The 25689-nt window shown below is 68.3% G+C and carries 18 protein-coding genes; 10 read left to right on the forward strand and 8 right to left on the reverse strand.

Translation table 11 applies throughout. The annotated features are described in order from the left end of the window. Nucleotides 1-31: 31 nt before the first annotated feature. On the reverse strand, nt 32-1648 hold the full coding sequence (locus tag AB4Y80_RS06740; RefSeq protein WP_442212961.1) for a cytochrome ubiquinol oxidase subunit I: 1617 nt from the start codon (nt 1646-1648) through the stop codon (nt 32-34). 147 nt (nt 1649-1795) lie between these two features. Between AB4Y80_RS06740 and AB4Y80_RS06745 the strand changes: the two genes are divergently transcribed. Then, the gene (locus tag AB4Y80_RS06745) at nt 1796-2170 is read left to right on the forward strand and encodes a BlaI/MecI/CopY family transcriptional regulator (RefSeq protein ID WP_442212963.1); all 375 of its coding nucleotides are present in this window, start codon (nt 1796-1798) and stop codon (nt 2168-2170) included. A 38-nt stretch (nt 2171-2208) separates the two neighbouring features. Beyond that, nucleotides 2209-3159, forward strand: a complete 951-nt coding sequence (locus AB4Y80_RS06750) for a M56 family metallopeptidase (protein ID WP_442212965.1) — start codon at nt 2209-2211, stop codon at nt 3157-3159. Between the two features lie 28 nt (nt 3160-3187). Here AB4Y80_RS06750 and AB4Y80_RS06755 read toward each other — a convergent pair whose 3' ends face one another. Continuing rightward, nucleotides 3188-5308: a DNA gyrase/topoisomerase IV subunit B gene (locus AB4Y80_RS06755; RefSeq protein ID WP_442212968.1), complete on the reverse strand. Its 2121-nt coding sequence runs from the start codon at nt 5306-5308 to the stop codon at nt 3188-3190. A 194-nt stretch (nt 5309-5502) separates the two neighbouring features. Here AB4Y80_RS06755 and AB4Y80_RS06760 point away from each other — a divergent pair, with 194 nt between their 5' ends. The 3 genes from AB4Y80_RS06760 to AB4Y80_RS06770 all read left to right on the forward strand — a co-directional run bounded on the left by AB4Y80_RS06760 (nt 5503) and on the right by AB4Y80_RS06770 (nt 9041). Further along, entirely contained in the window at nt 5503-5727 is a 225-nt protein-coding gene (locus tag AB4Y80_RS06760) for a DUF7455 domain-containing protein (protein WP_442212970.1), read from the forward strand. Between the two features lie 182 nt (nt 5728-5909). Next, nucleotides 5910-6116 carry a hypothetical protein gene (locus AB4Y80_RS06765; RefSeq protein ID WP_442212973.1) on the forward strand — a complete coding sequence of 69 codons (207 nt, stop codon included), beginning with the start codon at nt 5910-5912 and terminating at the stop codon, nt 6114-6116. Between the two features lie 63 nt (nt 6117-6179). Next, nucleotides 6180-9041 (forward strand): ATP-binding protein, encoded by a 2862-nt coding sequence (locus AB4Y80_RS06770; protein ID WP_442212976.1) that lies wholly within the window; start codon nt 6180-6182, stop codon nt 9039-9041. Between the two features lie 108 nt (nt 9042-9149). Here the strand turns inward: AB4Y80_RS06770 and AB4Y80_RS06775 are convergent, their stop codons facing one another. The 5 genes from AB4Y80_RS06775 to gcvT form a co-directional block, all read right to left on the reverse strand. Continuing rightward, nucleotides 9150-10421, reverse strand: a complete 1272-nt coding sequence (locus AB4Y80_RS06775; protein WP_442212978.1) for an RNA polymerase sigma factor — start codon at nt 10419-10421, stop codon at nt 9150-9152. Nucleotides 10422-10707: 286 nt separating this feature from the next. Further along, on the reverse strand, nt 10708-11991 hold the full coding sequence (locus AB4Y80_RS06780; RefSeq protein ID WP_442212980.1) for a DUF4192 domain-containing protein: 1284 nt from the start codon (nt 11989-11991) through the stop codon (nt 10708-10710). A gap of 116 nt (nt 11992-12107) precedes the next feature. After that, nucleotides 12108-13553: an MFS transporter gene (locus tag AB4Y80_RS06785; protein ID WP_442212982.1), complete on the reverse strand. Its 1446-nt coding sequence runs from the start codon at nt 13551-13553 to the stop codon at nt 12108-12110. Nucleotides 13554-13557: 4 nt separating this feature from the next. Further along, a complete protein-coding gene (locus AB4Y80_RS06790; RefSeq protein ID WP_442212985.1) occupies nt 13558-14523 on the reverse strand; it encodes a proteasome assembly chaperone family protein in 966 nt (321 codons plus the stop codon). Between the two features lie 97 nt (nt 14524-14620). Continuing rightward, complete coding sequence (gene gcvT, locus AB4Y80_RS06795; protein ID WP_442212987.1) at nt 14621-15748, reverse strand: glycine cleavage system aminomethyltransferase GcvT; 1128 nt, start codon at nt 15746-15748, stop codon at nt 14621-14623. A 127-nt stretch (nt 15749-15875) separates the two neighbouring features. Between gcvT and AB4Y80_RS06800 the strand changes: the two genes are divergently transcribed. The 5 genes from AB4Y80_RS06800 to AB4Y80_RS06820 all read left to right on the forward strand — a co-directional run bounded on the left by AB4Y80_RS06800 (nt 15876) and on the right by AB4Y80_RS06820 (nt 21918). Continuing rightward, nucleotides 15876-17399 (forward strand): leucyl aminopeptidase, encoded by a 1524-nt coding sequence (locus AB4Y80_RS06800; protein ID WP_442212989.1) that lies wholly within the window; start codon nt 15876-15878, stop codon nt 17397-17399. 222 nt (nt 17400-17621) lie between these two features. After that, nucleotides 17622-19004, forward strand: a complete 1383-nt coding sequence (gene lpdA, locus AB4Y80_RS06805; RefSeq protein ID WP_442212991.1) for a dihydrolipoyl dehydrogenase — start codon at nt 17622-17624, stop codon at nt 19002-19004. A 138-nt stretch (nt 19005-19142) separates the two neighbouring features. Continuing rightward, on the forward strand, nt 19143-20891 hold the full coding sequence (gene sucB / locus AB4Y80_RS06810) for a 2-oxoglutarate dehydrogenase, E2 component, dihydrolipoamide succinyltransferase (RefSeq protein WP_442212993.1): 1749 nt from the start codon (nt 19143-19145) through the stop codon (nt 20889-20891). 89 nt (nt 20892-20980) lie between these two features. Next, nucleotides 20981-21331, forward strand: coding sequence for a hypothetical protein (locus AB4Y80_RS06815; RefSeq protein ID WP_442212995.1), 351 nt, complete (start codon nt 20981-20983; stop codon nt 21329-21331). A gap of 158 nt (nt 21332-21489) precedes the next feature. Further along, the gene (locus AB4Y80_RS06820; protein ID WP_442212997.1) at nt 21490-21918 is read left to right on the forward strand and encodes an OsmC family peroxiredoxin; all 429 of its coding nucleotides are present in this window, start codon (nt 21490-21492) and stop codon (nt 21916-21918) included. Between the two features lie 87 nt (nt 21919-22005). Here the strand turns inward: AB4Y80_RS06820 and AB4Y80_RS06825 are convergent, their stop codons facing one another. Beyond that, the gene (locus AB4Y80_RS06825; protein ID WP_442212999.1) at nt 22006-25644 is read right to left on the reverse strand and encodes a S41 family peptidase; all 3639 of its coding nucleotides are present in this window, start codon (nt 25642-25644) and stop codon (nt 22006-22008) included. Between the last annotated feature and the right edge of the window lie 45 nt (nt 25645-25689).

Below are 25689 nucleotides of genomic sequence, written 5' to 3' on the forward strand. Positions count from 1 at the left end.
CTTAGGATCAGGTAGCGGGTCGAAGGCGGATCTAGTAGGCAAACGCGAGCACATCATCATCGGCCTCCCCGCCGGTGCCGCCGGTTCCGCCGCCGTCGTCCCGGGGGCCGCCCGGACCGGAGTCGCGCGGGCCGGGGCCGCCGAGCTCGGGCATGGCCGAGACCACCCCGCCGCGGATGTACTTGCCCAGCAGCGCCACCTCCACCACCAGCAGCACCGCATAGACCGAGCCCAGCGCCACGAGCGAGAAGATCATCTCGCCGGCGGAAACGCCCGGGGAGACGGCGGCGGCGGTGAACATGAACACCTGGTCGATGCCGCTCATGTCCGGATTGGGCGCCACCACAAAGGGCTGGCGGCCCATTTCGGTGAAGATCCAGCCGGCGGAGTTGGCGCCGAACGGGGCCAGGATGCCCACCAGGGCCAGGCGCATCAGCCAGGGGGCCCGCGGCACGGTGCCCTTGCGGGTGATCCACAGGGCGACGGCGGCGGCCAGCGCGGCCAGCCCGCCGAAGCCGATCATCATCCGGAAGCCCCAGTACGTGACGGGCATGACGGGCACGTAGTTGATGGCCTGCCCGGCCCGTTCGCCGTACATGGGATCGTCGGGCAAATGGGTGCCGTACTTGGCCTGGTATTGGGGCACCAGGGTATTCACGCCCGAGATGTCCGTGGTGAAGTCGTTGTGCGCCAGGAAGGAGAGCAGGCCGGGGACCTCGAACACGGCAACCACCTGCGAGCAGTCCCGGGCGCCAGGGTCGCCCAGGGACAGGATGGAAAAGCTGGTGCCGTCGTGGCAGGCGGCCTCGGCGGCGGCCATCTTCATGGGTTGCTGTTGGAACATCAGCTTGCCCTGCAGGTCCCCGGAGATGGCGGTGCCGGCAAAGGCGAGCATCGCGACCACGGCGCCGATGCGCAGGGACTTGATCCAGACGGAATGGTCCTTCTTGTCGCGGCCCGGGATGGTTGCCGAGGAACCGACGACGACGCGGCCGGCGGCGTCCACGGTGTCGATCCCGTCACGGCGGCGGCGCCACAGGTGGTACCAGGCGATGCCGAGCAGGAACCCGCCGGCGACCGCCAGGGCGCCGGTGACGGTGTGGAAGAACGCCACCAGGGCGGTGTTGTTGGTGAACACGGCCCAGGCGTCGACCATGTGCGGGCGGCCGTCGACCATTTCCACGCCGACGGGGTGCTGCATCCACGAGTTGGCGACCAGGATGAAGTAGGCGGAGACGATGGACCCGCAGACGGCGATCCACAGGCAGGCCAAGTGGATCTTGGCCGGCAGCTTTTTCCAGCCAAAGATCCACAGGCCCAGGAAGGTGGATTCAACGAAGAACGCCAGCAGCGACTCCATGGCCAGCGGGGCGCCGAAGACATCGCCCACAAAGCGGCTGTACTCGCTCCACGCCATGCCGAACTGGAACTCCTGGACGATCCCGGTGGCCACGCCCATGATGAAGTTGATCAGGAACAGCTTGCCCCAAAACTTCGTCATGCGCAGGTATTCCTCCCTGCCGGTCCGCTGCCACACGGTCTGCAGGATCGCCACCAGGGTGCCCAGGCCGATGGTCAGCGGCACCATCAGAAAGTGGTAGACCGTCACGATCCCGAACTGCCATCTGGCAATGTCCAGTGCTTCCATCAACTTCCCTCAATCCAAGAATTGCGGCACTCGTCGCCTAAATTCTACGTCTCGTAGAAGTCTTAGTTCTACCCTGCGTAGAACATTGCTGTCAAAAGCGGTACATTTAGAGGGAAGCAGAAACTATTTTCACGAAGAAGGATCTAAATGGCGACTCTTGGGGACCTCGAACGGGCCGTGATGGATCTCTTGTGGGAACATCCGGACGCAATCACGGCCAACATCCTGCGCGACCTGCTGGCGCGCCGGCACTCCGCCACGGATGCCGATGCCCGGCCGCTGGCCGTGACCACCGTGCTGACAGTGCTCTCGCGGCTGGAAAAGAAGGGCTTGGTCGAGCGTGAGCGCTCGATCCGCCCGCACCGGTACCGCGCCGTGACGAGCCGGGCCGACCACACCGCCGAACTCATGGTGGAGGTGCTGGGCTCGGCCCCGGACCGTGAGGCCGTCCTGGCCCGGTTCATCGGCACCGTCAGCGACGGCGAGGCGGAAACGCTGCGCAAGCTGCTCGGCCGCGGCTAGGCCCGCGACCGGAGCTGCTTTCACGGTAGCTTTAAGACATGGTGTGGACCTCGTGGTTCCTGGCCGTCATGGCCGTTGCCCTGGCATGGCCGGTGCCCGTGTTCCTTTCGCGCGCCCGGTGGACCTCCCGCGCGCCCTTTGCCGCCATGGTGCTGTGGCAGGCGATCGCCCTGGCCGGCGGGCTGTCCATGATCGGGGCCATGCTGTGCTACGGCCTAGTGCCGCTGGGCGGCAACCTGGTGGAGGGCCTGCACGGGCTGCTGCGGGTGGCCCTGGGCCAGGAGTCCCTGGACACCCTGGGCATCCCCCACGCCTTTGCGCTGAGCGCAGCGGCCCTGCTGTCCGCGCACCTGACCTTCACGCTGTGGCTGACCTACTTTCGCATCAACCGCCAGCGGCGCCGGCACCGCGAGCTGCTGATCCTGCTCAGCTCCCCCTCCGACGACCGCCCCGCGACGCTGGTCATCAACCACGAGGCACCCGTCGCGTACTGCCTGCCGGGCGGCTCACGCTCGGTGACGGTGCTCTCCGACGGGCTCATGGCGCTGCTGTCCCCGGATGAGCTGCGGGCCGTGCTGCTCCACGAGGAGACCCACCTGGCCCAGCGCCACCACCTGTTGTTGTGGGCCTTCGCGGCCTGGCGCTCGGCCCTGCCGTGGCTGCCGACGTCGCGGTTGGCCCAGCGGGCCGTCTCCTCGCTGATTGAAATCCTGGCCGACGACGTCGCCCTGCGGTCGGTCAGCAAGACCACCCTGGTCACGGCGATCGCCCTGGTGGCCAGCGGCTCGGCACACGTCCCGGCGACATCCCTGGTGGGTGGCGGTGCCGAACGGATTGACACGCCGGCCACGACGTCGGCCCGGCTGGGACGGCTGCTCACCCCGGCCCCGGCGCTGGGCCGGGCACAGCAGGCCCTGGTCCTGACCGCGGCGGCGCTGGTCATGGCCGCGCCGACCGCGCTCTTGCTGGTGCCGGGGACACTGCCCTAGCAAGGATCCCGGCGGGCTCGGCGCCCGGCTACGCGTCGATCCTTGCCGCGTCCAGCGTCTCGCTGCCGGCCACGATGAACTCCTTGCGCGGGGCCACGTCCGCCCCCATCAACAGCTCGAAGGTGCGTTCGGCCCGGTCCGCGTCATCGCTGGTGACCCGGCGCAGCATGCGGTGGCGCGGGTCCATGGTGGTCTCCGCCAATTGTTCGGCGTCCATCTCCCCCAGGCCCTTGTACCGCTGGATCGGTTCCTTGTACCGCTTGCCGGACGTCGCCAGCTCGGCCAGCAGGGCGTGGAGCTCCTTTTCGGAATACGTGTAGACCATGTCGTTGGCCTTGGTGCCGGCATTGATCACCTCCACCCGGTGCAGCGGCGGCACGGCGGCGTAGACGTTGCCGGCGTCGATCATGGGGCGCATGTAGCGGAAGAACAGGGTCAGCAGCAGGGTGCGGATGTGGGCGCCGTCGACGTCGGCATCGGTCATCAGGATGACCTTTCCGTAGCGGGCCGAGGCCAGGTCGAAACTGCGCCCGGAGCCGGCCCCAACCACCTGGATGAGCGCGGCGCATTCGGCATTGGCCAGCATGTCCCCCACCGAGGCTTTTTGGACGTTGAGGATCTTGCCGCGGATGGGCAGCAGCGCCTGGAAGTCCGAGGAGCGGGCGAGCTTGGCCGTGCCCAGGGCGCTGTCGCCCTCGACGATGAACAGCTCACTCTTCTTGACGTTGTTGCTGCGGCAATCGGCCAGCTTGGTGGGCAGGGAGGAGGTCTCCAACGCGTTCTTGCGGCGCTGGGTTTCCTTGTGGACGCGCGCGGAGATGCGCGACTTCATTTCGGCAACGACCTTTTCCAGCAGCGTCGCCGCCTGGATCTTTTCGCCGCGGGCCGAGGATTCCAGCTTCGCCTTCAGTTCCCGTTCCACCACCTTGGCCACGATGTTCTTCACGGCCGGGGTGCCCAGGATTTCCTTGGTTTGGCCCTCGAATTGGGGTTCGGCCAGCCGGACGGTCAGCACGGCCGTCAGGCCGGCCATGACATCGTCCTTCTCGATCTTGTCATTGCCGGCCTTAAGCTTGCGCGCATTGGTCTCGATGACCTTGCGGAACGTCTTGAGCAGGGCCTGCTCGAAGCCCTCCTGGTGCCGGCCGCCCTTGGGCGTGGCGATGATGTTCACAAAGCTGCGCATGGTGGTTTCATAGCCGATCCCCCACCGCAGGGCGATGTCCACCTCGCAGTCGCGGTTCACGGCGGTGCTTTCCAGGTGGCCGGCGGCGTTGAGCACCGGGACGGTCTCGGTGAATGTGCCGCTGCCCTGCAGCCGCCAGATGTCCGTCACGGGCCCGTCGGAGGCCAGGAAGTGCACGAACTCGGAGAGGCCGCCGTCGTGGTGGAAGACCTCCTCGTGGGTGGCGAACTCCCCCGGCGTGCCGGGCAGGCGCCGGTCGTCGCAGACCCGGATCTTCAGCCCGGGCACCAGGAACGACGTCTGCCGGGCGYGGGCCACCAGCTCGTCATAGGAAAACTTGGCGTCGGCGGTAAAGATCTGCCGGTCGGCCCAGTACCGGATCCGGGTGCCGGTGACTCCGCGCTTGGTGGTGCCGACGATGTCGAGGCTGGATTCCTTGGTGAACGGTTCAAAGTCCACGGACGGGCTGAGGGTCTTGCCCACGTCCTGGAAGTGGCCCGGCTCGCCGCGCCGAAAGCTCATCTGGTAGGTCTTGCCGCCGCGGTCCACCTGGGCGTCCATGCGGGCGGACAGGGCGTTGACGACGCTGGCGCCCACACCGTGCAGGCCACCCGATGCGGCGTAGGAGTTGCCGCCGAACTTCCCGCCGGCGTGCAGCTTTGTCAGCACCACCTCCAGGCCGGTGAGCCCGGTCTTGGGTTCGATGTCCACGGGGATGCCGCGGCCGTCGTCGTGCACCTCCACGGAATTGTCCTTGTGCAGGATCACCTTGATGTTTTGGCCGTAGCCGGCCAGGGCCTCGTCGACCGAATTGTCGATGATCTCCCACAGGCAGTGCATGAGGCCGCGGGAGTCGGTGGAGCCGATGTACATGCCCGGACGCTTGCGCACCGCCTCCAGCCCCTCCAGGACGGAAAGGTGGCGGGCACTGTAATCGGAACTAAGACGAGCCACGGTTGGCATACTCCTTGTGAAAAATCTCTTGTGCAACGGCCGGGCCGGAGGGCCCCTACCAAGGTTAACGTCTCGCGGCGGGAACTCCGGACAGGCGTGCCGCCGTCGAAATGCTACGCGGTGAGCGAAACACGGGCGGTCCCATGGATGGAAACGCTCTGGGCAATGGTTGTATGGGTATAGGAACTATGAAGGAGGCCATCATGACTACCACCGCCATTGCCAGCCCAGAGCTGAACACGATGGATCGTTGCGACCGCTGCGGCGCACAGGCCTATGTGCGTGTCGTGCTGGAATCCTCCGGCGGCGAGCTGCTCTTTTGCGGTCACCACGCCCGCGGCCTGGAAACTACGTTGAAGCCGCTTTCGAGCGAATGGCACGACGAGACCGGCCGCCTCCTGGAGAAGGCCCCCGTCCCCGTCGACTGACACACGGTGAATAGGAGGGTCCCGGCTAGTCCGGGGCCCTCCTTTTTGTTGTGTGCCCTCCCGGCCGCCTAAGGCGCCTTAGACGGCTGGGCGGGGCCAAAGATAGGGAATCCGTCCAATGTTCGCGGCCCGCTGCCGGAGCAGGATGGAGTCATCGGAACAAAGCTTCATCACTGAAAGGGATGACGATGTCGGACTTCTTGGCGCTGTTGATGGCCCAACAAAACGAACGTGAATTGGAAATCGCCCTGGAACGGCGGCGGCTGCTCATTGAAACAGCGGCAGCGCAGCCGCGCATGCGCACCCGGTGGGGCGCCTGGCAGCGGTTCCGGGCCCGGATGCACCGCCCCGCCCCGGTGCTGCGCGGCAGCGTCCGGCCCAGCCAATAAGTGGTGGGCGGGCGGCCCGTGGCAAGGCTAACGGCGGGCGGCGGATGGTGGCAGGATATTCCTATGCAGACGTCGCAGGCCAGTGCGCAGATGATCGGGCGAGAAGCCGAGCTGCGGGCCTTGGCCGCGTCCTACGCCGACGCCGTGGACAGCAAGCCCCAGGCCGTGGTCATCGGCGGGGAGGCCGGGCTGGGCAAGACCCGGCTCCTGCGCGAATTCCTCGCCGGCGTTGCCGGCGAGGCGCGCATCATCAGCGGCCAGTGCGTGGATCTGGGCACGCTGGCCCCGCCATACGCGCCCATTACGGGCGTGCTGCGCGCCCTGGCCGCCCAGGTGGGCCTGGCGGCCGTGGTCGACTATGCCGGGCCCGGCCGCGAAGCGCTGGCCCTGCTGCTGCCCGAGGCCGAAGTCGAGACGACCGGGCGCCCCAACGGCAACCGGGTCTTGGAGGCCGTCAGCACCATTTTGGAGCGGGCCTGCGCGGACCAGCCGACCGTCGTCGTGGTCGAGGACCTGCATTGGGCCGACGACGCCACCCTGGCGGTGCTGCGGTTCATCCTGCGGGCCTTTGGCGGCGGGCGCTTCCTGCTGGCCATGACCTATCGCAGCGACGAGGTGCACCGGGGCCACCCGCTGCGCGGCTTCCTGGCGGAGGTTGAGCGCGGACGGTACGCCAAGAACATTGAGCTCAGCCGGCTGACCAAGGACCAGGTGCGGTGCCAGGTGGAGTCGATCACCGGTGAGCCGGCCGGCTACCAACTCGTGGAGAACGTCTTTTCCCGCAGCGACGGGATCCCGTTTTTTGTCGAGGAGCTGCTGGGCCTGGGCGACTGCGACGCGGCCGGCGAGCTGCCGTCAACGCTGCGGGACCTGCTCCTGGCCCGGTACGAGCGGATGGAGGAGTCCGTCCAATACTTTTTGCGCGTGATCGCTGCCGGCGGCGTGAGCGTCCCCCACTCCTTGGCCGTGAAGGCCTTCGACCGGCCGGCCGCCGACCTGGAGCCCGCCGCACGCACGGCGCAACTGGCCAATCTGCTGCGCCTGGACGGGAACGCCTACGCCTTCCGCCACGCCCTGGTCCGCGAGGCGATCCATGCGGATCTGCTCCCGGGGGAACGCACCAGGTTCCACACCCGCTATGCCGAAGCGATCGAATCCGCGGACAACCCGGATGCCGTGGAGATTGCCTACCACTGGCATGCCGCAAATTTGCCGGAGAAGACGTTCCACGCCTCCATTGCCGCCATGGTCGAGGCCGAAGGGAGCTATGCCTACACGACCGCCGCGCGCATGGGCGAGCGTGCGCTGGAGCTTTGGGACCGGATCGCCGACGGCGACACCATTGCGGGAATGCCGCGGTTCGCGCTGATGGCCCGCACGGCGGCCGCACACAATCTGGCGGGGGACAGCGACAGATCGCTGGCGGTGATTCGGCTGGCGGTCGCCGACCCCGCCGCGGCGGGTCCGGACCTCGCCCGGCTCCTTGCCGACCAGGCCCGGTATCTGGGCTTCAACGCCCAGGCGGGTTCGGTGCCGCTGCTGCTGCGGGCCCTGGACCTCACCCCGTCGGGCACGGAGGAAAACCTGCGCGCCTCGCTGCTCAACCGGCTGGCCGCCCGGTACATGCTGGAGGCGCGCCTGGAGCAGGCCGTCGAGGTGGCAACCGAGGCCCTGGGCCTCGCCGCGTCCATTGGCAACGCGGCGGAGTCCTCCATCGCCTCCAACCTGCGCGGCGTCTCACGCATCATGGCTGGTGAGGTCGCCGGCGGCAAGGCCGATCTGCAGGCCGCCGAACCCCTGGCGGAAGGGAACCCCGAGGCCCTCCTGCGCTTCCGGATCAACTATTCGGACTCGCTGCACCTGCTGGGCCTGTACGACGAATCCATTCGCGTCGCCGAGGACGGCATTGAACGCGCCCGCGCCCTCGGGGTGGAACGGACGACGGGGGCGATGCTCTCCTCCAATGCCGTCGAACCGCTGTTTGCCCGCGGCGACTGGGCGCGGGCCCGTGCCTTGCTGGAACGCAACCTGGCGCTCTCCCCGCCGGGAGCCTTCCAGGCCTACCTGATGCGCTCGAAGATCTGGTCAACCCTGTGGGGCGGGGACCCGGAGGCCGCCCAGGCGCTGTTCCGCGACTGGCAGCCGCTGTTGCGGGACCTCTCGAGCGTGGAAATGCAGTCCCGCCTGCACCTGGTCGCCCTGGGCGCGGAACTGGCCTGGGCGCGGGGCGACCTTGACGGCGCCTGGCGTGAGGCCTGCTTCATCCTGGGCCCGGGCTTCCGGCCCCTGCCCGGCTACGACCTGCCCCTGTTGGTGATCGCCGCCCGGATACTGGCCGCCCGTCGCCGCGACAGCGAGGCGTTTGAGGGTGCCGCCGGGGCCGAACCACAGCTGCGCACCATCTTGGCCCGGCAAGCGTTCTGGCCCACCCATCGGGCCTGGTCCGCGCTCTTTGACGCGGAGCTTGGCGGACCCGCCGGAACGGGCACCGACCCCGGCGCCTGGGAGTGGGCGGGGACATTCGCCGATTCGCTGCCGTCCCATTTGCGCTTCTACATGGCCTTGCGCCGCAGCCAGGCCGACCTTGCCGCGGGCCACCGGCCCGAGGCGCTGGCCGCCCTGCGGGCCGCCATCAAGGGGGCCGAAGACCTCGGCGCCGGCCTGATCGCCCAAATGGGCCGGGAATTTGCCAACAGGACCGGGCTGCCGCTGACCGGCACCCTTCTGCGCCCGCACGCCGAGGATCTGACGGCGCGGGAGTCCCAGGTGCTGGCGCTGGTCGCGGGCGGGCTGACGAACCGGCAAATCGGGGCGGAACTTTTCATCAGCGCCAAGACGGTCAGCGTCCATGTCTCCGCCGTCATGCGCAAACTGGGCGCCGCGACCCGCACCGAGGCCGCCACCCGTGCCCGCACCAAAAACTGACCCGCAATAGATGTCGAGTTTCCCCCAAAATTGGGGGAAACTCGACATCTATTGCGGGTCAGTTCCGGCGGGGGCTCGTTGCGGCGGGGCGGCTAGTCCAGGCGGCGGCTAGTCCAGGTAGTCGCGCAGGACCTGGGAGCGGGATGGATGACGCAGCTTGGACATCGTCTTGGATTCGATCTGGCGGATGCGCTCACGCGTGACGCCGTAGACCTTGCCGATTTCATCTAATGTCTTTGGCTGGCCGTCGGTGAGCCCGAACCGCATGGCAACGACGCCGGCCTCGCGTTCGGACAGGGTGTCCAGCACGGAGTGGAGCTGTTCCTGCAACAAGGTGAAGCTCACCGCGTCCGCCGGGACGACGGCCTCGGAGTCCTCGATCAGGTCGCCGAACTCGGAGTCGCCGTCTTCACCCAGGGGGGTGTGCAGCGAGATGGGCTCGCGGCCGTACTTTTGGACTTCGACAACCTTTTCCGGCGTCATGTCCAATTCCTTGGCCAGTTCTTCGGGGGTGGGTTCGCGGCCCAGGTCCTGAAGCATTTGGCGCTGCACCCGGGCCAGCTTGTTGATCACTTCCACCATGTGGACCGGGATGCGGATGGTGCGGGCCTGGTCGGCCATGGCGCGGGTGATGGCCTGGCGGATCCACCAGGTGGCATACGTGGAGAACTTGAAGCCCTTGGTGTAGTCAAACTTCTCCACGGCGCGGATCAGGCCCAGGTTTCCCTCCTGGATCAGGTCCAAAAAGAGCATGCCGCGGCCGGTGTAGCGTTTGGCCAGGGAGACCACCAGACGCAGGTTGGCCTCGAGTAGGTGGTTCTTGGCCCGCTTGCCGTCGTGGACAATTCGCAGCATGTCCCGCTTGAGCTGATCGTCCATGGTCTCGCCCTCGGTGGCGAGCTTTTCCGTGGCAAAAAGACCGGCCTCAATGCGCAGCGCCAAGTCAACTTCCTGCTCGGCGTTCAGCAGGGCAACCTTGCCGATCTGCTTCAGGTAGTCCTTGACGGGGTCGGCGGTGGCGCCGGCGGACATGACCTGCTGGACCGGGGCATCGTCGTCGTCGGAGTCCGAGTACACGAATCCGGTGCCGGTGGCCGCCGGCAGTGCCGGCTTGCCGGGCGCGCCCTCCTCGTCATCCTCGACGACGGCGGTCTCGGCCTGGAGGTCGTCGGCATCCTTGGCGGCCGCCTTCGACCGTCGGGCGGTGGGGGCCTTCTTGGCGGCGGCCGGGGCCACGCCGCCATTGGCCGCCAGGGCAGCCTTCTTGACGGCCAGCGTGGCCGCCCTCTTCTGCGCCGGGGTCAGCGGCACGGCGGCTGACGTTGCGGGGTCCTTAAGCTCGTTTGTAGCGGAGTCTTTGCTCTTGGAAGTAGCAGACACAGAAAACCTTTCTTGCGGCGGTCTGTGGAGTCACCTTCGGGCAACACCACTATGACCCTGTCAAGTCCGTGTTGCTTTCACGCAGCAGCCGCTTGGAGGGTCACAGGGTATAACTCCCGGCGTGACGGCATTGTTCCCGCGCACGACCCACGAAGTGATTTCCCTCCACCCACCCAAGAGCAGGGCGCATGAAACACGGACCCAACCGGGTCGCGACTCATATTGTCTCATGTTTCCGGCGCCCATGATTCGGGGAAATGCTCGCATGCCCGGAGCAACCCCCGTGCTAGGCGGCGTCCTTGTGGTCCAGGGAGCCGTGCCACGCCGTCCCCTGGTTCTTCGCCCAGGCAGCGATGCAGCCGGCATCGAGCAACTGTTCCAAGAGTGCCGCCAGTTTGTAGCCCGGCGACGCCGCCAGGGAGAGTTGGAAGTACGTCCCGGCCCAGGTGCCCCGGCCCTTGCACCAGTGAATCCAGCCCAACATGCACAGGATTGCCGCCTTGTCCCGCCCCATGGACGACGCAGCCAGGAATTCGAGCAGCTCCTGGGCCCGGTCCAGTCGCGGCCAGTTGGGTGCCACGGTCGGTGCCGGACGGCCGCCGCCGACCCCACCGACAGCCCCACCGCCACCGCCGACCAGCACGTCGCCAAAGGCTGCGGCGGCCGCCACCAGGGCGGCGTCGGACTCATCCTGGATTCTGATGTCGTAGGCGGCGGCCTGGCTGCCGCCGTGCCAGGCCATCGGGACCACCATGCCGTGGCTGTCCTCCACGAGCCGGCCGACGCCGAGGACGCCGGCAAGCGCCTGCTCGGGCGTGACGGCCAGCGAGACCAGGACCGCGTCCCGCACGGTGGTGTTCGCCAGGCTGCTGAGCAGGAACGCGGTCATCACCGTATCCGGCGCCGTGGGCCACTGCGCCAAGGCATGCTCCCATGCGCCCAGCGTTGCGCAGAGCTGGCTTTCCGCCTGCCCGAACTCCTCCAACGCCTGACGGAACGGGCGGGCGGCCCGGGCCACCGCGTCAACATGCGCCTGGTCCCTGACGGCGACTACCTCGGCGATCCGGGTCCCCGGATTGGCGTCGATGGCGCTCCCCCGATAGACCAGTTCGGCGTTGACGAAGCTACCGGCGATGCTCTCGTTGCTCCTTCCGGGCCAGGGGCAGCAATCGGCGTCGGTGCAGCCGATGCTGCGCCAATGGTTCGCCCCGACATACCAGGCCTCCCGCACCGGCATGCCATGGGCGTGGAAGGCGCGGCGCAGGGCCGCATGCACATCCCCGAAGGGGGGCGTGTCCGGATCGGTCCAATCGGCGCCCGCGAAGATGGCGATCAGACAGCCATCGGCCGTGGTGTCGCTGGCCAACTGGGCCGAGGCGATCCGGGCAAACCTGTCCAGGTCGGCCGTCCCGTGCCGTGGCAGGTCCAGGCGCATGGTGGCCCGGAGCCTCTTGCCGCACATGCCGATGCACACCACGCTGTTTTCCGGCCAGTAGCCGATGATGTGCGGGATGAAGGCCAAGAGGTCCTCGCCGGCGCTGACTTTGATCGTCTCTTTTTGTTTTCCCATGGTCCAAGGCTGGTCCGCCGATCCGCCCGGGAACAGGGCAAAAGCCGAAATCCGGGGAAACTGTGGATAACACCGCCCGCTTTCCGCAGAAAGGCGGTGGGCCGTGGGCAGTACAGCTAGCGAGCGTCGTCGACCGGCAAGGCCGGGTCGTCCTTGGCGGACAGGGAAGGCGCGGCCGGCAGGGACAGCGGGGGGCCGGCGTCGGCCCCCTTCCGGTGGGCGCGTTCGGCGCGACGTTCGCTGCGGAACTGGGTGCGGCGTCTCTGGTTGTCCGCCAGTGCGATCCGCAGCGGCGGGACAAATTCCCCCGCCAGGGCCATGCGTCGGCGGACCTCGCGCCGCGCGGCGATGACGGCAACGGTGCCAAAGGCGATGATGACGAACTGGAAGGACAACGCGATGCGAAATGAGTCGAGCGAATACAGGTGTCCACCGGAGAACCCGCTGTTGTTGAGCAAGTCGAGGATCAGGCCCACCACATACATGGTGACCAGGGAGGCCACGAACCCGCCCACGTTCACGATCCCGGTGGCCGTGCCGATGCGATGTGACGGGTTGTAGGTGCGGGCAAAGTCAAAGCCGATCATTGACGCCGGGCCGCCGAGGGCCAGCGCCAGCACCAACACCACCAGCAGCCACAGCGGCGCGTGGCCCGGATAGAGCAGAACGGCACCCCAGGCGGCGGCGATCGCCAGGGTGACGGCCAGCACCATGGTGGAGCGGCGAAGGGGGTGCCGTCCCACCCAACCACCCAGCAGCGGGCCACAGACCAGCCCGACCACCACGAACAAACTCAGCACCACGCTGGCCTGGGCGGCGTCCAGCCCCTGCCCGGACACCAGGAACGGATACCCCCACGTCATAATGAAGACGGTGCCGGCGAACTGCGTCGTGAAATGGCTCCACATGCCCAACCGGGTGCCGGGCTGCAGCCACGCCCTCGCCAAATCCTGGGCCGTTTCCTTGATGCCGGACGGGACCGGGGTCACCGCGGGAACCTCCGGGGCGTTGCGCACAAGGGCGGCGGCCAGCACACAGCTAAGCAACGCCAGCGCGGCCAAGCCCAGGAAGGCCGGGCTCCAGCCCCACACATGGAGCACAATCGCGAACGGCGCAATGCTGATGAGCTGCCCGAATTGGCCCAACTGCCCGGTGAGCTGGGTCAGCAGCGGCGCCCGCCTGGCGGGGAACCAGACCGGAATCAGGCGGATCACGGCGATGAACGTCATGGCATCGCCGGCCCCGACAAAGACGCGCCCCACCACTCCGCCGGGCACCGAGGTCGCGGCGGCGAGCTGGATTTCCCCAATCGTCATCAACGCCGCGCCGGAGGCAATCATGACGCGCGGGCCGAACCGGTCCACGAGGACGCCGACGGGAATTTGCAGCACCGCATAGACAAGCAGCTGAATGACGGTAAACGCCGACAAGGCCGATGCACTGGCGTTAAACCGCTCCGTTGCCTGAAGCCCGGCGATGCCGAAGGACGTTCTTTGCGTGACCGCGATGAGGTAGGCGAAGACGCCGACGCCCCAAACCAGCCATGCCCGTCTACTATCCACCGCCCTAGCCTATGCCAGGGCCGGTCCCATCCGCCGATCCGGCGTCCCGGCTGGCCAGGTAGGCTTCCACGGCGGCACCGAGTTCGTCGGCGTCGGGAAGTTCATCGCCGTCGCCGGCCAGCAGGGAGCGGCGGGCCGTGCCGTCGCTGTGGTCGTCGTACTGTTTCTCCAGATTGGCAACCACCGCCTGCACGTCCGCGGAGCTTTCGACCTGCTCGGCGATCTGGCGCTCCACCGCCCGCCCGGCCTCGCGCAGCCGTTCGCTGGGCAGCATCAGGGCGGCGGCGGCGCCAAGATATTCCAGGCCGGCGACGGCGGCGGGCGGGTACTCGGCGTCGGAGAGGTAGTGCGGGACATGGATGGCGTAGCCCACCACGTTGCGGTTCTCCTTGGCCAGCCGGTATTCGAGCACGTGGCCGATCATGGACGGGATCTCCAAGGTGGTCTTCCACGCCGAAATGCCCTCGATCAAGTCCGGCCGGTTTCCGTGGACGGTGGCGCCGATGGGTCGGGTGTGCGGCACGGGCATGGGCACCGAGTGCACCCACGCGGTCAGGTTCACATCCAGGCGGCGCACCAGGCCCAGCACGGCCAGCGTGAACCGCTCCCATTGCAGGTCCGGCTCGCTGCCGGTCAGGAAGAGGAAGGGCTTGCCGAGGGCGTCGATGAAGCGGTACAGCACCAGCGACGGCGGCCGGTAGTCGCTGAGGTGGTCTTCCGTGAAGGTCATCCGCGGCCGGCGCGAACGGTAGTCGACGAGCTGGTCGATGTCGAAAATCGCCACCGGCTCGGCGGGCAGGTGCTCGCTGAGTTCCGTGGCGATTTGGTGCACCACGTGCCCGGCGTCGGAGTATCCGGTGAAGGACATCAGCATGTTCAACCCGCGCAGGTCCTCGGCCTCCAGCAGCGTCTCATTGAGGGCATAGAGGGACTCCGGGTCCTGAAATGGCGTGTACGAAATGACGTTCATATTCTTCCTCACAAACTTGCGTCTCTATGTAGACAACGCTGTGGGCGCCCGGAATCATCCCGGGCACCCGCTAGGGGATGGCCGCAGTGGTGCCCTGTCAGTTCTTGACGTTGACCTGCACAAACGGCGGCTTGACGACGGTGACGCCGAGCCGGCGCCCGCGAATGTCCAGGGCCAGCGTGTCCCCGAGCTGGACGGCCGGGTCCACCAGGGCCAGTGCGACGCCGTTGCCCAGGGTTGGCGAAAACGTCCCGGACGTCGTGCGGCCCACGACGGCGCCGGCGGCGTCGAGCACGTGCACGTCGGCGCGGGGCACGCCGCGGTCGATGGCCAGCAACCCCACGGACTTGCGCGGCGCCCCGGCCGCCTTTTGCGCCAGGAGCGCCTCCCGGCCCCAAAACGCGTCCTTTCGCCACCCCACGGCCCAGCCAATTCCGGCCTCCACGGGGGAAATCCCGGTGGAGAGCTCGTGCCCGTGCAGTGCGTAGCCCATCTCGGTGCGCAGGGTGTCGCGGGCGCCCAGCCCGGCGATGAGACCCTGGGCCTTGGCCACCTCGGCGGCCAGCGCGTCCCAGACGGCGGGGGCGTCGCCCCAGCGGGGCACAATCTCATAGCCGTGCTCGCCCGTGTAGCCGGTGCGGCACACGGTCAGGTCGACGGCGGCCCCGCCGATGGTGAGGGTCGCGTCCACGAAGGACATATAGGCGGCCGGCTCGGGCAGGCCCAGCGCCGCCATGACGGCGGCCGATCGCGGGCCCTGGAGGGCGAACACCCCAAAGTCGCGATGCAGGTTGGTGATGGACAGCCGGCCGTCCTCGGCCTGGTTGGCGGCCTCCAGCGCGGCGACCACGGCGGCGTTGTTGGCGGCATTGGGGATCAGGAACACATCGTCCTCGGCGCGCAGGTAGGCGATGAGGTCGTCGGTGACCGTGCCCTCGTTCGTCAGGGCCAGCGTGTACTGGGCGCTACCGGGCCCGATGCGGTGGAGGTCGTTGGAGAGGCACCGGTTGGCGAACTCCGCCGCCCCGGGGCCGCGAATTTCGGCCTTGCCGAGGTGGGAGACGTCAAAGAGGCCCACCGCCGTGCGGACCGCGGTGTGCTCGGCCACCACGCCGTCGTACTGCAACGGCATCAGCCAGCCGCCAAACTCGGCCATTTTGGCGCCGTGATCAACATGCCACTGGTGCAGCGGGCCGTGCAGAAGTTCCGCGGAATTTTCACTCATGGGTCAAACGCTACCCCAGCGCAGCCTTGCGCCCCATCCCCGTTCCGCCCGCAACGGCCCCCGGCGGAGACTACGATCGATACCAGTGCCACCATTCCCAACCACCACCACGTGAGGATTTGATTTCGTGACCGCAACCGAAAACATCACCTTTAATGTCATCTCCGCGGACTTGAAAAAGGTCTCCGCCGATGCCCTCGTCATCGGCATCGGCAAGGGCACCGACGGCCCCGTCATTCTCGACTCCCCCCTGTCCGCCTCGGCCGTGAATTCGCTCAAGGCGTCCCTGACGGCCCTGGGCGTCACGGGCGCCGCCGACGAGCTGGTGCGCCTGCCCGGCCTGCCCGACACCGGCGCCAAGGTCCTGGTGTTGGCCGGCGTCGGCAAGCTCTCGGGGACGGAAATCACCGAAGAGTCCCTGCGCCGGGCCACCGGCTCCGCCATCCGCCAGCTTGCCGGCCTTGCGCATGTTGTGCTGGCCCTGCCGACGACGGCGGTCACCCAGGTTTCGGCCATCGCCGAAGGTGCCGCGCTGGGCGGCTACCAATACGCGAGCCTGCACACCAACCCCAACGGCCGCAAGGCCCCGGTGCAAAAGGTCACCATCTACTCGGCACTGGCCAAGGACCCGGCCCTGGCCGCCGCCCTGCTGCGCGCGTCCGTCGTCGCCCGGGCCGTCAACGCCACCCGCACCCTCGTCAACGAGCCGCCGAGCCGGCTCTACCCGGCCACCTTTGCCGACGCCGCCAAGGATCTGGCCAAGGGCCTGCCGGTCAAGGTGACCGTCATGGATGAAAAGCGCCTGCTCAAGGACGGCTACGGGGGCATCATGGGCGTCGGCCAGGGCTCCTCGCGCCCACCGCGCCTGGTCAAGGTCGAATACAAGGCGGACAAGGCCGTGGCCGACCTCGCCCTGGTCGGCAAGGGCATCACCTTCGACAGCGGCGGCATCTCGATCAAGCCCGGGGCCGGCATGATCACCATGAAGTGCGACATGGCCGGCGCCGCGGCGGTGCTGAACACCGTGCTGGCCGTGGCCGGGCTGGGCCTTCCCGTCAACGTCACCGCCTGGCTGTGCATTGCCGAGAACATGCCCTCCGGCACGGCCATCCGGCCCTCCGACGTGCTGACGATGTTTGGCGGCAAGACCGTCGAGGTGCTCAACACCGACGCCGAGGGCCGCCTGGTCATGGCCGACGGCCTGGTCGCGGCATCGGCGGAACAACCAGACGTGATCATCGACGTCGCCACCCTCACCGGCGCCCAGGTGATGGCCCTGGGCCACCGCACCGCCGGGGTCATGGGCGACGACGGCGTCGTCGCCGCGCTCAAGGCCGCCGCCGACCGCTCCGGCGAGCTCATCTGGCCGATGCCGCTGCCGGAGGAGCTGCGCCCCTCCCTGGACTCCCCCGTCGCCGACATGGCGAACATTGGGGAACGAATGGGCGGCATGATGACCGCCGCGGTGTTCTTGCAGGAGTTCATCGGCAAGGACGACGACGGGGAAACCATCCCCTGGGCGCACCTGGACATCGCCGGGCCGGCCTTCAACGAGGGCAGCCCGTACGGCTACACCCCCAAGCAGGGCACGGGCATGGCCGTGCGCACCCTGGTGGCGTATGTGGAGGATGTGGTGGCGCGCAGCCGCTGATCCGTCCGCCGTGATCTTTCCCATAGTGAATATGACCACAATGGGCTTTACTGTGACCGGCGGCTGGTGGAGCATGGAACAACTGACCTATAAGGTGAATGCTGAAAGTATTTGTCCTTGACGCAGGAAGGCGCCGTCCCGCTTCAGGGGGCGCGGTCCTGCGAACAATTGATGAGATGGCGCGCGGATTCGCGCGCCACCCGAACGCGAGGGAGCGTCTAAGTGGCCGAACAGGCAGCTGGACAAGAATTCGACATCCTGATTCTCGGTGGCGGCAGCGGCGGGTATGCCGCGGCCCTGCGGTCCATCCAGTTGGGAATGACCGTGGGACTGGTGGAGAAGAACAAGTTGGGCGGCACCTGCCTGCACAACGGCTGCATCCCCACCAAGGCCCTGCTGCACGCCGCAGAGGTTGCCGACCATGCCCGCGAAGGCGCCAAGGTTGGTGTCAACGTGGAGCTGACGGGCATCGACATGAACGCCGTCAATGCGTACAAGGACGGCATCGTCGCCGGCAAGTACAAGGGCCTGCAGGGGCTCATCAAGGGCAAGGGCATCACCGTCATCGAGGGCGAGGGCAAGCTCACCGCCGCCAACACCGTCACGGTCAACGGGGTGAACTACACGGGCAAGAACATCGTGCTGGCCACGGGCTCCTACTCGCGCAGCCTGCCCGGCCTGGAAATCGGCGGCAAGGTCATCACCTCCGACGAGGCCCTGACCATGGACTACCTGCCCAAGAGCGTGATCGTCCTGGGCGGCGGCGTCATCGGCGTCGAATTTGCCTCCGTCTGGAAGTCCTTCGGCGTGGACGTCACCATCGTGGAGGGCCTGCCGTCACTGGTCCCCAACGAGGACGCCGCCATCATCAAGGTCCTGGAGCGGACCTTCCGCAAGCGCGGCATCAAGTTCAACACCGGCACCTTCTTCCAGGGCGTGGAACAGGGCGCCGACGGCGTGAAGGCCACCCTGGTCGACGGCAAGACCTTCGAGGCGGACCTCATGCTCGTCGCCGTGGGCCGCGGACCGTCCACCGCCGGGCTGGGATTTGAGGAAGCCGGCGTCACCATCGACCGCGGCTTCGTCATCACCAACGAGCGCCTCCACACCGGGGTCGGCAACATCTACGCCGTCGGCGACATCGTCCCCGGCGTCCAGCTGGCCCACCGCGGCTTCCAGCAGGGGATTTTCGTGGCCGAGGAAATTGCGGGCCTGAACCCGGTCGTGGTCCAGGACATCAACGTCCCCAAGGTCACCTTCTGCGACCCCGAGATCGCCTCCGTCGGCCTGAATGAAAAGCAGGCCAAGGAAAAATTCGGCGACGCCAATGTGGAAAGCACCGAATACAACCTGGCCGGAAACGGCAAGAGCGCCATCCTGGGCACCGGGGGCATCATCAAGTTCGTCCGCGAAAAGGACGGCCCCGTGGTCGGCGTCCACATGATCGGCACCCGTGTGGGTGAGCAGATCGGCGAGGCGCAGTTGATCGTGAACTGGGAAGCCTATCCGGAGGATGTGGCCGGCCTAATCCATGCCCACCCCACGCAAAACGAGGCACTGGGAGAGGCGGCCATGGCCCTGGCCGGCCGCCCGCTCCACGGCTAGCACCGCTCTCCTTAGTGCACCCGGCGCCCGCGCCGGGTGCACTAAGCTCAAATGAACATCTCATTATTTTATTAACACTCATGAATTTCATGTCTGGTGCACAGATATGCACTGCACAAAAAGGAGAACGGGGACGAAATGTCTGAATCCGTGAACTTGCCCGCCTTGGGTGAAAGCGTCACCGAAGGTACCGTCACGCGATGGCTCAAGCAGGTCGGCGATCGAGTGGAAGTCGACGAGCCCCTGCTGGAGGTGTCCACCGACAAGGTCGACACCGAAATCCCGTCGCCGTTTGCCGGCATCCTTGAGGAGATTCTCGTCGCCGAAGACGAGACCGCCGAAGTCGGCGCCACCCTGGCCCGCATTGGCTCCGGCGATGGCGCCGCAGCCCCCGCGGCCGAGACCGCCCAGGCGCCCTCCGAGACCGCCGCGGCACCCGAGCCCGCTTCTCCCGCCGCCGAGGCACCCGCCGCCGAGCCAGCTCCCGCCGCCGAGGCCCCTGCCGCCTCCGGCGATTCCTTTGAGGTCAAGCTCCCCGCCCTGGGCGAAAGCGTCACCGAGGGAACCGTCACCCGCTGGCTGAAGGCCGTCGGTGACTCGGTTGCCGTGGATGAGCCCCTGCTGGAGGTTTCCACGGACAAGGTCGACACCGAGATCCCGTCCCCCGTGGCCGGCACCTTGCTGGAGATCCGCGTTCCCGAGGACGAAACCGCCGAAGTGGGCGGGGTCCTGGCCGTGATCGGCTCCGGCGCCCCCGCCGCCCCGGCGGCACCCGCCGCCCCGGCCGAGACTCCGGCAGCCGCCCCGGCGGCGCCCGTCGAAACCCCGGCCGCCGCACCGGCCGCCCCGGCCGCACCCGTAGAGACGAAGGCGGCCGCGCCCGTCGAGACGAAGGCAGCCGCGCCCGCGCCCGCGGCCCCGGCGCAGGCACCGTCCGTACCAGCCACCGGCGCCGAGTCCAATTACGTCACCCCGCTGGTGCGCAAGCTTGCCAACCAGCAGGGCGTTGACATCTCCGCCGTCACGGGCACCGGTGTTGGCGGACGTGTCCGCAAGCAGGACGTCCTGGCCGCCGCGGAGGCGCGGAAGGCCGCGACAGCGCCGGCCGCCAGCGCTGCTGCCGGAACTCCGGCGCGGGCAGCCGCCGCCGTCGTGCCTTCCTCCCTGCGCGGCACCACGGTCAAGGCGCCCCGGATCCGCCAGGTGATCGCCCGCCGCATGCGCGAATCACTGGACCTCTCCACGCAGCTGACGCAGGTGCACGAGGTTGACATGACGCGCATCGTGAAGCTGCGCAACCAGGCCAAGGGAGCCTTCCAGGCCACCAACGGCACCAAGTTGACGTTCCTGCCGTTCATTGCCAAGGCCGTGACGGAGGCGCTCAAGCAGCACCCCAAGGTCAACGGCGAGTACAACGAGGAAACCCAGGAGATCACCTACCACAACGCCGAGCACCTGGCGATCGCGGTGGACACCGACAAGGGCCTGCTGGTCCCGGTCATCTCCAACGCCGGAGACCTGAACCTGGCCGGCCTCGCCGGACGGATCGCCGACGTTGCCGCCCGCACCCGCAGCGGCAAGATTGGACCGGACGAGCTCTCCGGCGGCACGTTCTCGATCACGAACATTGGTTCGGTGGGCGCGCTGTTCGACACCCCGATCATCAACCAGCCCAACGTGGCCATCCTGGGCACCGGCGCGATCGTCAAGCGCGCCATGGTGGTTGCCGACGCCGACGGCGATGACACCATCGCCATCCGCCACATGATGTACCTGTGCCTGACGTACGACCACCGCCTGGTGGACGGCGCGGACGCCGGCCGCTTCCTGCAGACCTTGAAGGCCCGGCTCGAAGAGGGCGCGTTCGAGGCCGACCTCGGACTGTAGTTTCCGCCAGCACCGCGTCAATGGGTTGCCTTCCGCACGGGAAGGCAACCCATTGTTGTTTATTGACACTTTGTCGCTAAACTACGGGTATGACTATTGTTACGAGCATCCTGGTTTTCCTGCACGTCCTTGGGGCGGCGGCAATCGTTGGCGGCTGGTTCGCCACCTTCAAGAAGCCAACCGTCCTGCCCGTCCAGCTCTATGGTGCGATCGCCCAGCTGGTGACCGGGCTGGCCCTGGTGGGCCTCGCTGAGGCGGGGACGGATCCGGTGAACCACGCCAAGGTCGCCGTCAAGCTCGTCATTGCCGTCGCCGTCCTCGTCCCGGCCATCATCGGCTACCGCAAGGCCAAGGCCGGCGGCGACGTTTCCACCGGCCTGGCCCACGCCGTCGGCGGCATGGCGCTGGTCAACATTGGCGTGGCGACCCTCTGGAACTAACACCGGCACCACAAAGCGTGAACGTCCGGGCCGTGTAGTGCAGCTCACACACGTAGTCCCGCCCGCGGCGCCGGTTCGGCATAGGGTGGGAGGGGGCGCCGCCACGGCGACATCCCCTCCCACCCTATGAAAACATCATCATCAATCAAGGAGTGCACATGGCTACGACTCGCAACGCCCACGCCGGCTGGATCGGCGACCTTCCGACAGGTGCCGGACAGGTTTCGCTGGACAGCTCGGGACTGGGCACCTTCGACGTCTCCTGGCGGGCCCGTACCGAGGCTGCCGAGGGCAAGACGAGCCCGGAAGAGCTGATCGCCGCCGCACACTCGGCCTGCTTCGCCATGGCGTTCAGCCACGCCCTCAGCGCGGAAGGCAAGGCCGCCGACTACGTCAACACCTCGGCAGCCGTCACGTTCCAGCCTGGCGAAGGCATCACCGGCAGCCACCTGACGCTCCATGCCAGGATTCCGGGCCTGAGCCAGGAGGAATTCGCCCGCATCGCGGAAGGCGCCAAGGCCGGCTGCCCCGTCTCGGCCGCCCTCGCGGGCGTTGCGATCACCCTGGACGCGACCCTCGACGCGTAGTCCCGTTGCGCCATCCCGGCCCGCACCGGAAGCAGATGAAACCGCCTCTCGGCGAATTCTCCCGCTTCCGGTGCGGGCCGAAGGTGTTTAAGGGCGCGGCGGCAGCTTGGCCGGGGCGACGCTGCGGTAGCCGTCCAGCTCCGGTGCGTGCACCGTGGGGATCTCCTGCTGCATCTCCAGCAGCACCCCCAGGGCCGCCTCCAGCTGGGGATCGTTGCCGGCCACATAGTCGTGCGGCGCGTACGGGACCGTGATGTCCGGGTCCACACCGTGGTTTTCCACGTGGAAGCCCTGCCCGTCGCGGAACCAGAAGGCGTAGCGCGGCTGGGTCACACCCGTGCCGTCGGCGAGCTTGAACCTGCCGTCGATGCCGACCACCCCGCCCCAGGTCCGCATGCCGATGACCGGGCCGATCCCGCGCAGCTTGGCCACGGCGGTGATGATGTCCCCGTCGGAGCCGGCAAACTCGTCGGCGAGGATCACCACGGGGCCGCGCGGCGACTGGGCCGGGTAGATCTGCGGCCCGTGTCCGCGGGAGACGCTCCACGCGTCCATGCGCCGGCTGATGACCTCGGCCACCAGCTGCGAGGTGTGGCCGCCGCGGTTGCGCCGCACATCCACCACCAGGGCGTCCGCGGCGGTCTCGGTGTCAAGGTCGCGGTGCAGCTGCGCCCAGCCGCGCGGCATCATGTCCGGAATGTGCAGGTAGCCGAACGCCCCATGGGAAGCCTTGCGCACCAGGGCGCGGTTGGCGGCCACCCACTGCTGGTAGCGCAGCCGTTCCTCGCTCTTCAGGGGCACGACGGCGACCCTGCGCCGCGCGGGCATCTCCCCCGCGGTGCCGGGCCGGCTGCGCAGGGTCAGCTCCACGACCTTGCCCGCCGTGCCGGCCAACAGTGCCTCCGGGCCCTCCGCCGGGACGGGGACGGCGTTGATGGCCTCCAGAACGTCGCCGGGGCGGGCGGCGACGCCGGGTGCTTCAAGCGGGGAGAACGCCTGGGGATCGGAGGACTCCCCCGCCAGGATGCCGGCGATGATCCAGCCGTCGGCCGTGTGTTCGAAGGTGGCGCCCAGGTGGCCCTGCGCGCCGGCGCAGTCCTCGAGAATCGGTGCTGGGTCCACGTAGGCGTGGGAGGTGCCCAGTTCTCCGTGCATTTCCCAGAGCAGGTCCACGAGGTCGTCGTGGCTGCCGAGCCGTTCCACGATGGGCCGGTAGCGCGCATGCACGCCGGGCCAGTCGGTGCCGGCCATGTCCGGGGTGTAGTAGAAGTCCCGTTGCAGCCGCCAGGCCTCGTCAAAGGCCTGGCCCCATACCTTGACGGGGTCAAGCCTGAGGGTGATCCTCTCAAGGTCAATGTCCGTGTGGTCGCCGGCATCCTCCGGGGCCGCGGCCGGCGTGGCCGCCACCGGGACCAGGCGGACGTGCTCGCCGTGGACGGTCACGATGCACTTGCCGTCGCCGCTGACCCTGAAGTCGCTGAGTTCCTCCACGATGCACGTGGTCTTGGCGTCGGCAAACGTGAAGCGGTCCAGGCGGGCCGCGGCGGGCTTGTCGGTGACCGTGGCCAGGCCGTCGCCGGTGGCCCCGGCGGCCCCGTCCACCTGCCAGAGCAGCCCGCCGTCAATGGCGCTCAACCTCGTGTAGCGGTCCTGCGCGACCGGGACGGCGATGATCCGCGCGGCCAGTCCCTCCGGATCCACCACGACGGGGGCCGGCGGCCGGTCCGTGGCAGTGTCCGTGACCGTGCCATTGTCTGCGTTTTTCCGCGGCGCGCCGTCCGGCTCGGGGCCGAAGGGCGACGGCGTGGTGGCCGCCAGCGCGATCAGGTAGGGCTTGGCGGAGACCGGGAAGCTCAAGTCAAAGGAATGTGTGTCATACACCGGGTCAAAGCTGCGCCGCGAGAGGAAGGCCACGAATTTTCCGTCGGGGGTGAAGTCCGCGCTGAAATCGGCGAACCGGCCGTCGGTCAGGTCGATGATGTCCGGCCGGCCGGCGCCGCTCCCCTGGTCGGCCGGCGTGCCGCCGGCCCGGGCCAGCCGGATTTTCGAGTGCTGCTCGTCGGGGGCCAGCGGCTCGGTCCACAGCAGCCACGCGGAGTCGTGGCTGAAGGCCAGTTCCTCCACCGCCCCGGCCGAGGTTTGGGCCAGCAGCGTCATCTCCCCCGTTTTCACCTCGACCAGCAGCACCTCGCCAAATTCGGTGCCGACGGCAATCCTGGTGCCGTCCGGGCTGGCCACGGCCTCCGCCGCCCGGGTGCGGGCGGGGAATTCCAGCCGGCGCACCTGCCGCTCGTCGGGCTCACCGGGGGCACGCTCGGGCGAGGTTGAGGTGCCGGTTCCCGCGCCCTCGGCGGTGGTGCCGTCGGCCGGGGCGGCGGCGCCGCCCGCCTGGCCCGCCGCGGGCCTCGCCGGCCCGGATTCGTCCACCCCGGAGGCGGGCGGAACGGAGGCGGGTGGAACCGTGACGTGGAAGGTCTCGACGTTGACGGCCTGCGCCGAGACGGGCCGGGGCAGCTGGCCCTCGCCGGGCTCCGGCGCGTCGGCCGCCGCCTCACTCGCGCCGCCGGGAACGGCTCCGGAGGGCTGGCCGGGGGCCGGGGAACCGGGCGCCGTGCCGGCGGCATCGGGTGCCGGGGACGGCTCAAACATGGCCCGAATGTACAGGGCCTCCTCGCCGCCGTCGTCGGCGATGTAGAAGACGTGCCGATCATCCAGCGGCCGGGCCAGCCGGGCCCGCACGCCGGGGTCGGCGGCCACCACACGCGCCGGCCCGCCCTGGTGGGTCAGCCAGTGGACGGTGCCGTGGGATTCCACCACGCTGGCGCGGCCGTCCCGGTTCGGCGCCACCTCATGGAGATGCTCGGCAACCCTCAGGGGGTGCGGCCGGCGCTGGGAGGAAACGGAGCCCAGTGTGATGTCCAATTGGACGGCCTCGGAGTCCAGGGTCTCGAGCATAAAGAGGTTGCCGGCGGACTCAAACACGATCCGGGCACCATCCGTGGCGGCGTGCCGCACGTAAAAGCCCTCAAAGTCGGTGTGCCGGCGCAACCCGGTGCCGTCCGGCAGCACGGAGTACAGGTTGCCGTGGCCCTCGTGGTCGGAGAGGAATGCGATCCGCCCGGACACCCACATCGGATCGCACAGGTTGCCGTCCAGCTCGCGGGCCAGCCGGGTGAAGTCACCGGAGCCGTCGCCGTCGATCCACAGCTTGCCGGCGGTCCCGCCGCGGTAGCGCTTCCAGGCGGCGGGTTCGCGGGAGAGCACGGAGGAGACGACCAGGGGGCGCTCGTCCCCCACCTCCGGGCCGAACGCGATGCTGTCCAGCGGGCCGTAGGGCAGGCGCCGGCGTCCTCCGTCCGCCAGGGTGAGCGCGTAGGCCCATGTGAGCCGGGAGTCCGGTTCCTCGAAGGCGCTGGTGACCAGGACCTCGCCGGCGGCGGTGAACCCCTTCACCTTGGTGCCGGCGTGCCCCCAGTGGGTCAGCTGCGTCAGCTCGCCGCCGTCGACGGGTGCGCTCACGACCTCGGGGGCCTCGCCCCGGGTGACCGTCCACACCAGGGCCGACCCGTCCGGGGTGAACCGTGGGTTCCGTGGCGGGGACTGCTGGGCCGAGACGCGCCAGGCGCGGCCGCCGGCCAGCGGGGCCACCCAAACATCGTCCTCCGCCACGAATGTGACCAGATCATTGTGCACGTGTGGATACCGAAAATAGCGTGAGGAGGTCATTTACGTATCTTAGCCACAGCGCCCCGTTTGTCCGGCGAAGCCAGC

It is taken from the genome of Specibacter sp. RAF43 (assembly GCF_052114065.1).
Taxonomy (GTDB): Bacteria; Actinomycetota; Actinomycetes; order Actinomycetales; family Micrococcaceae; genus Specibacter.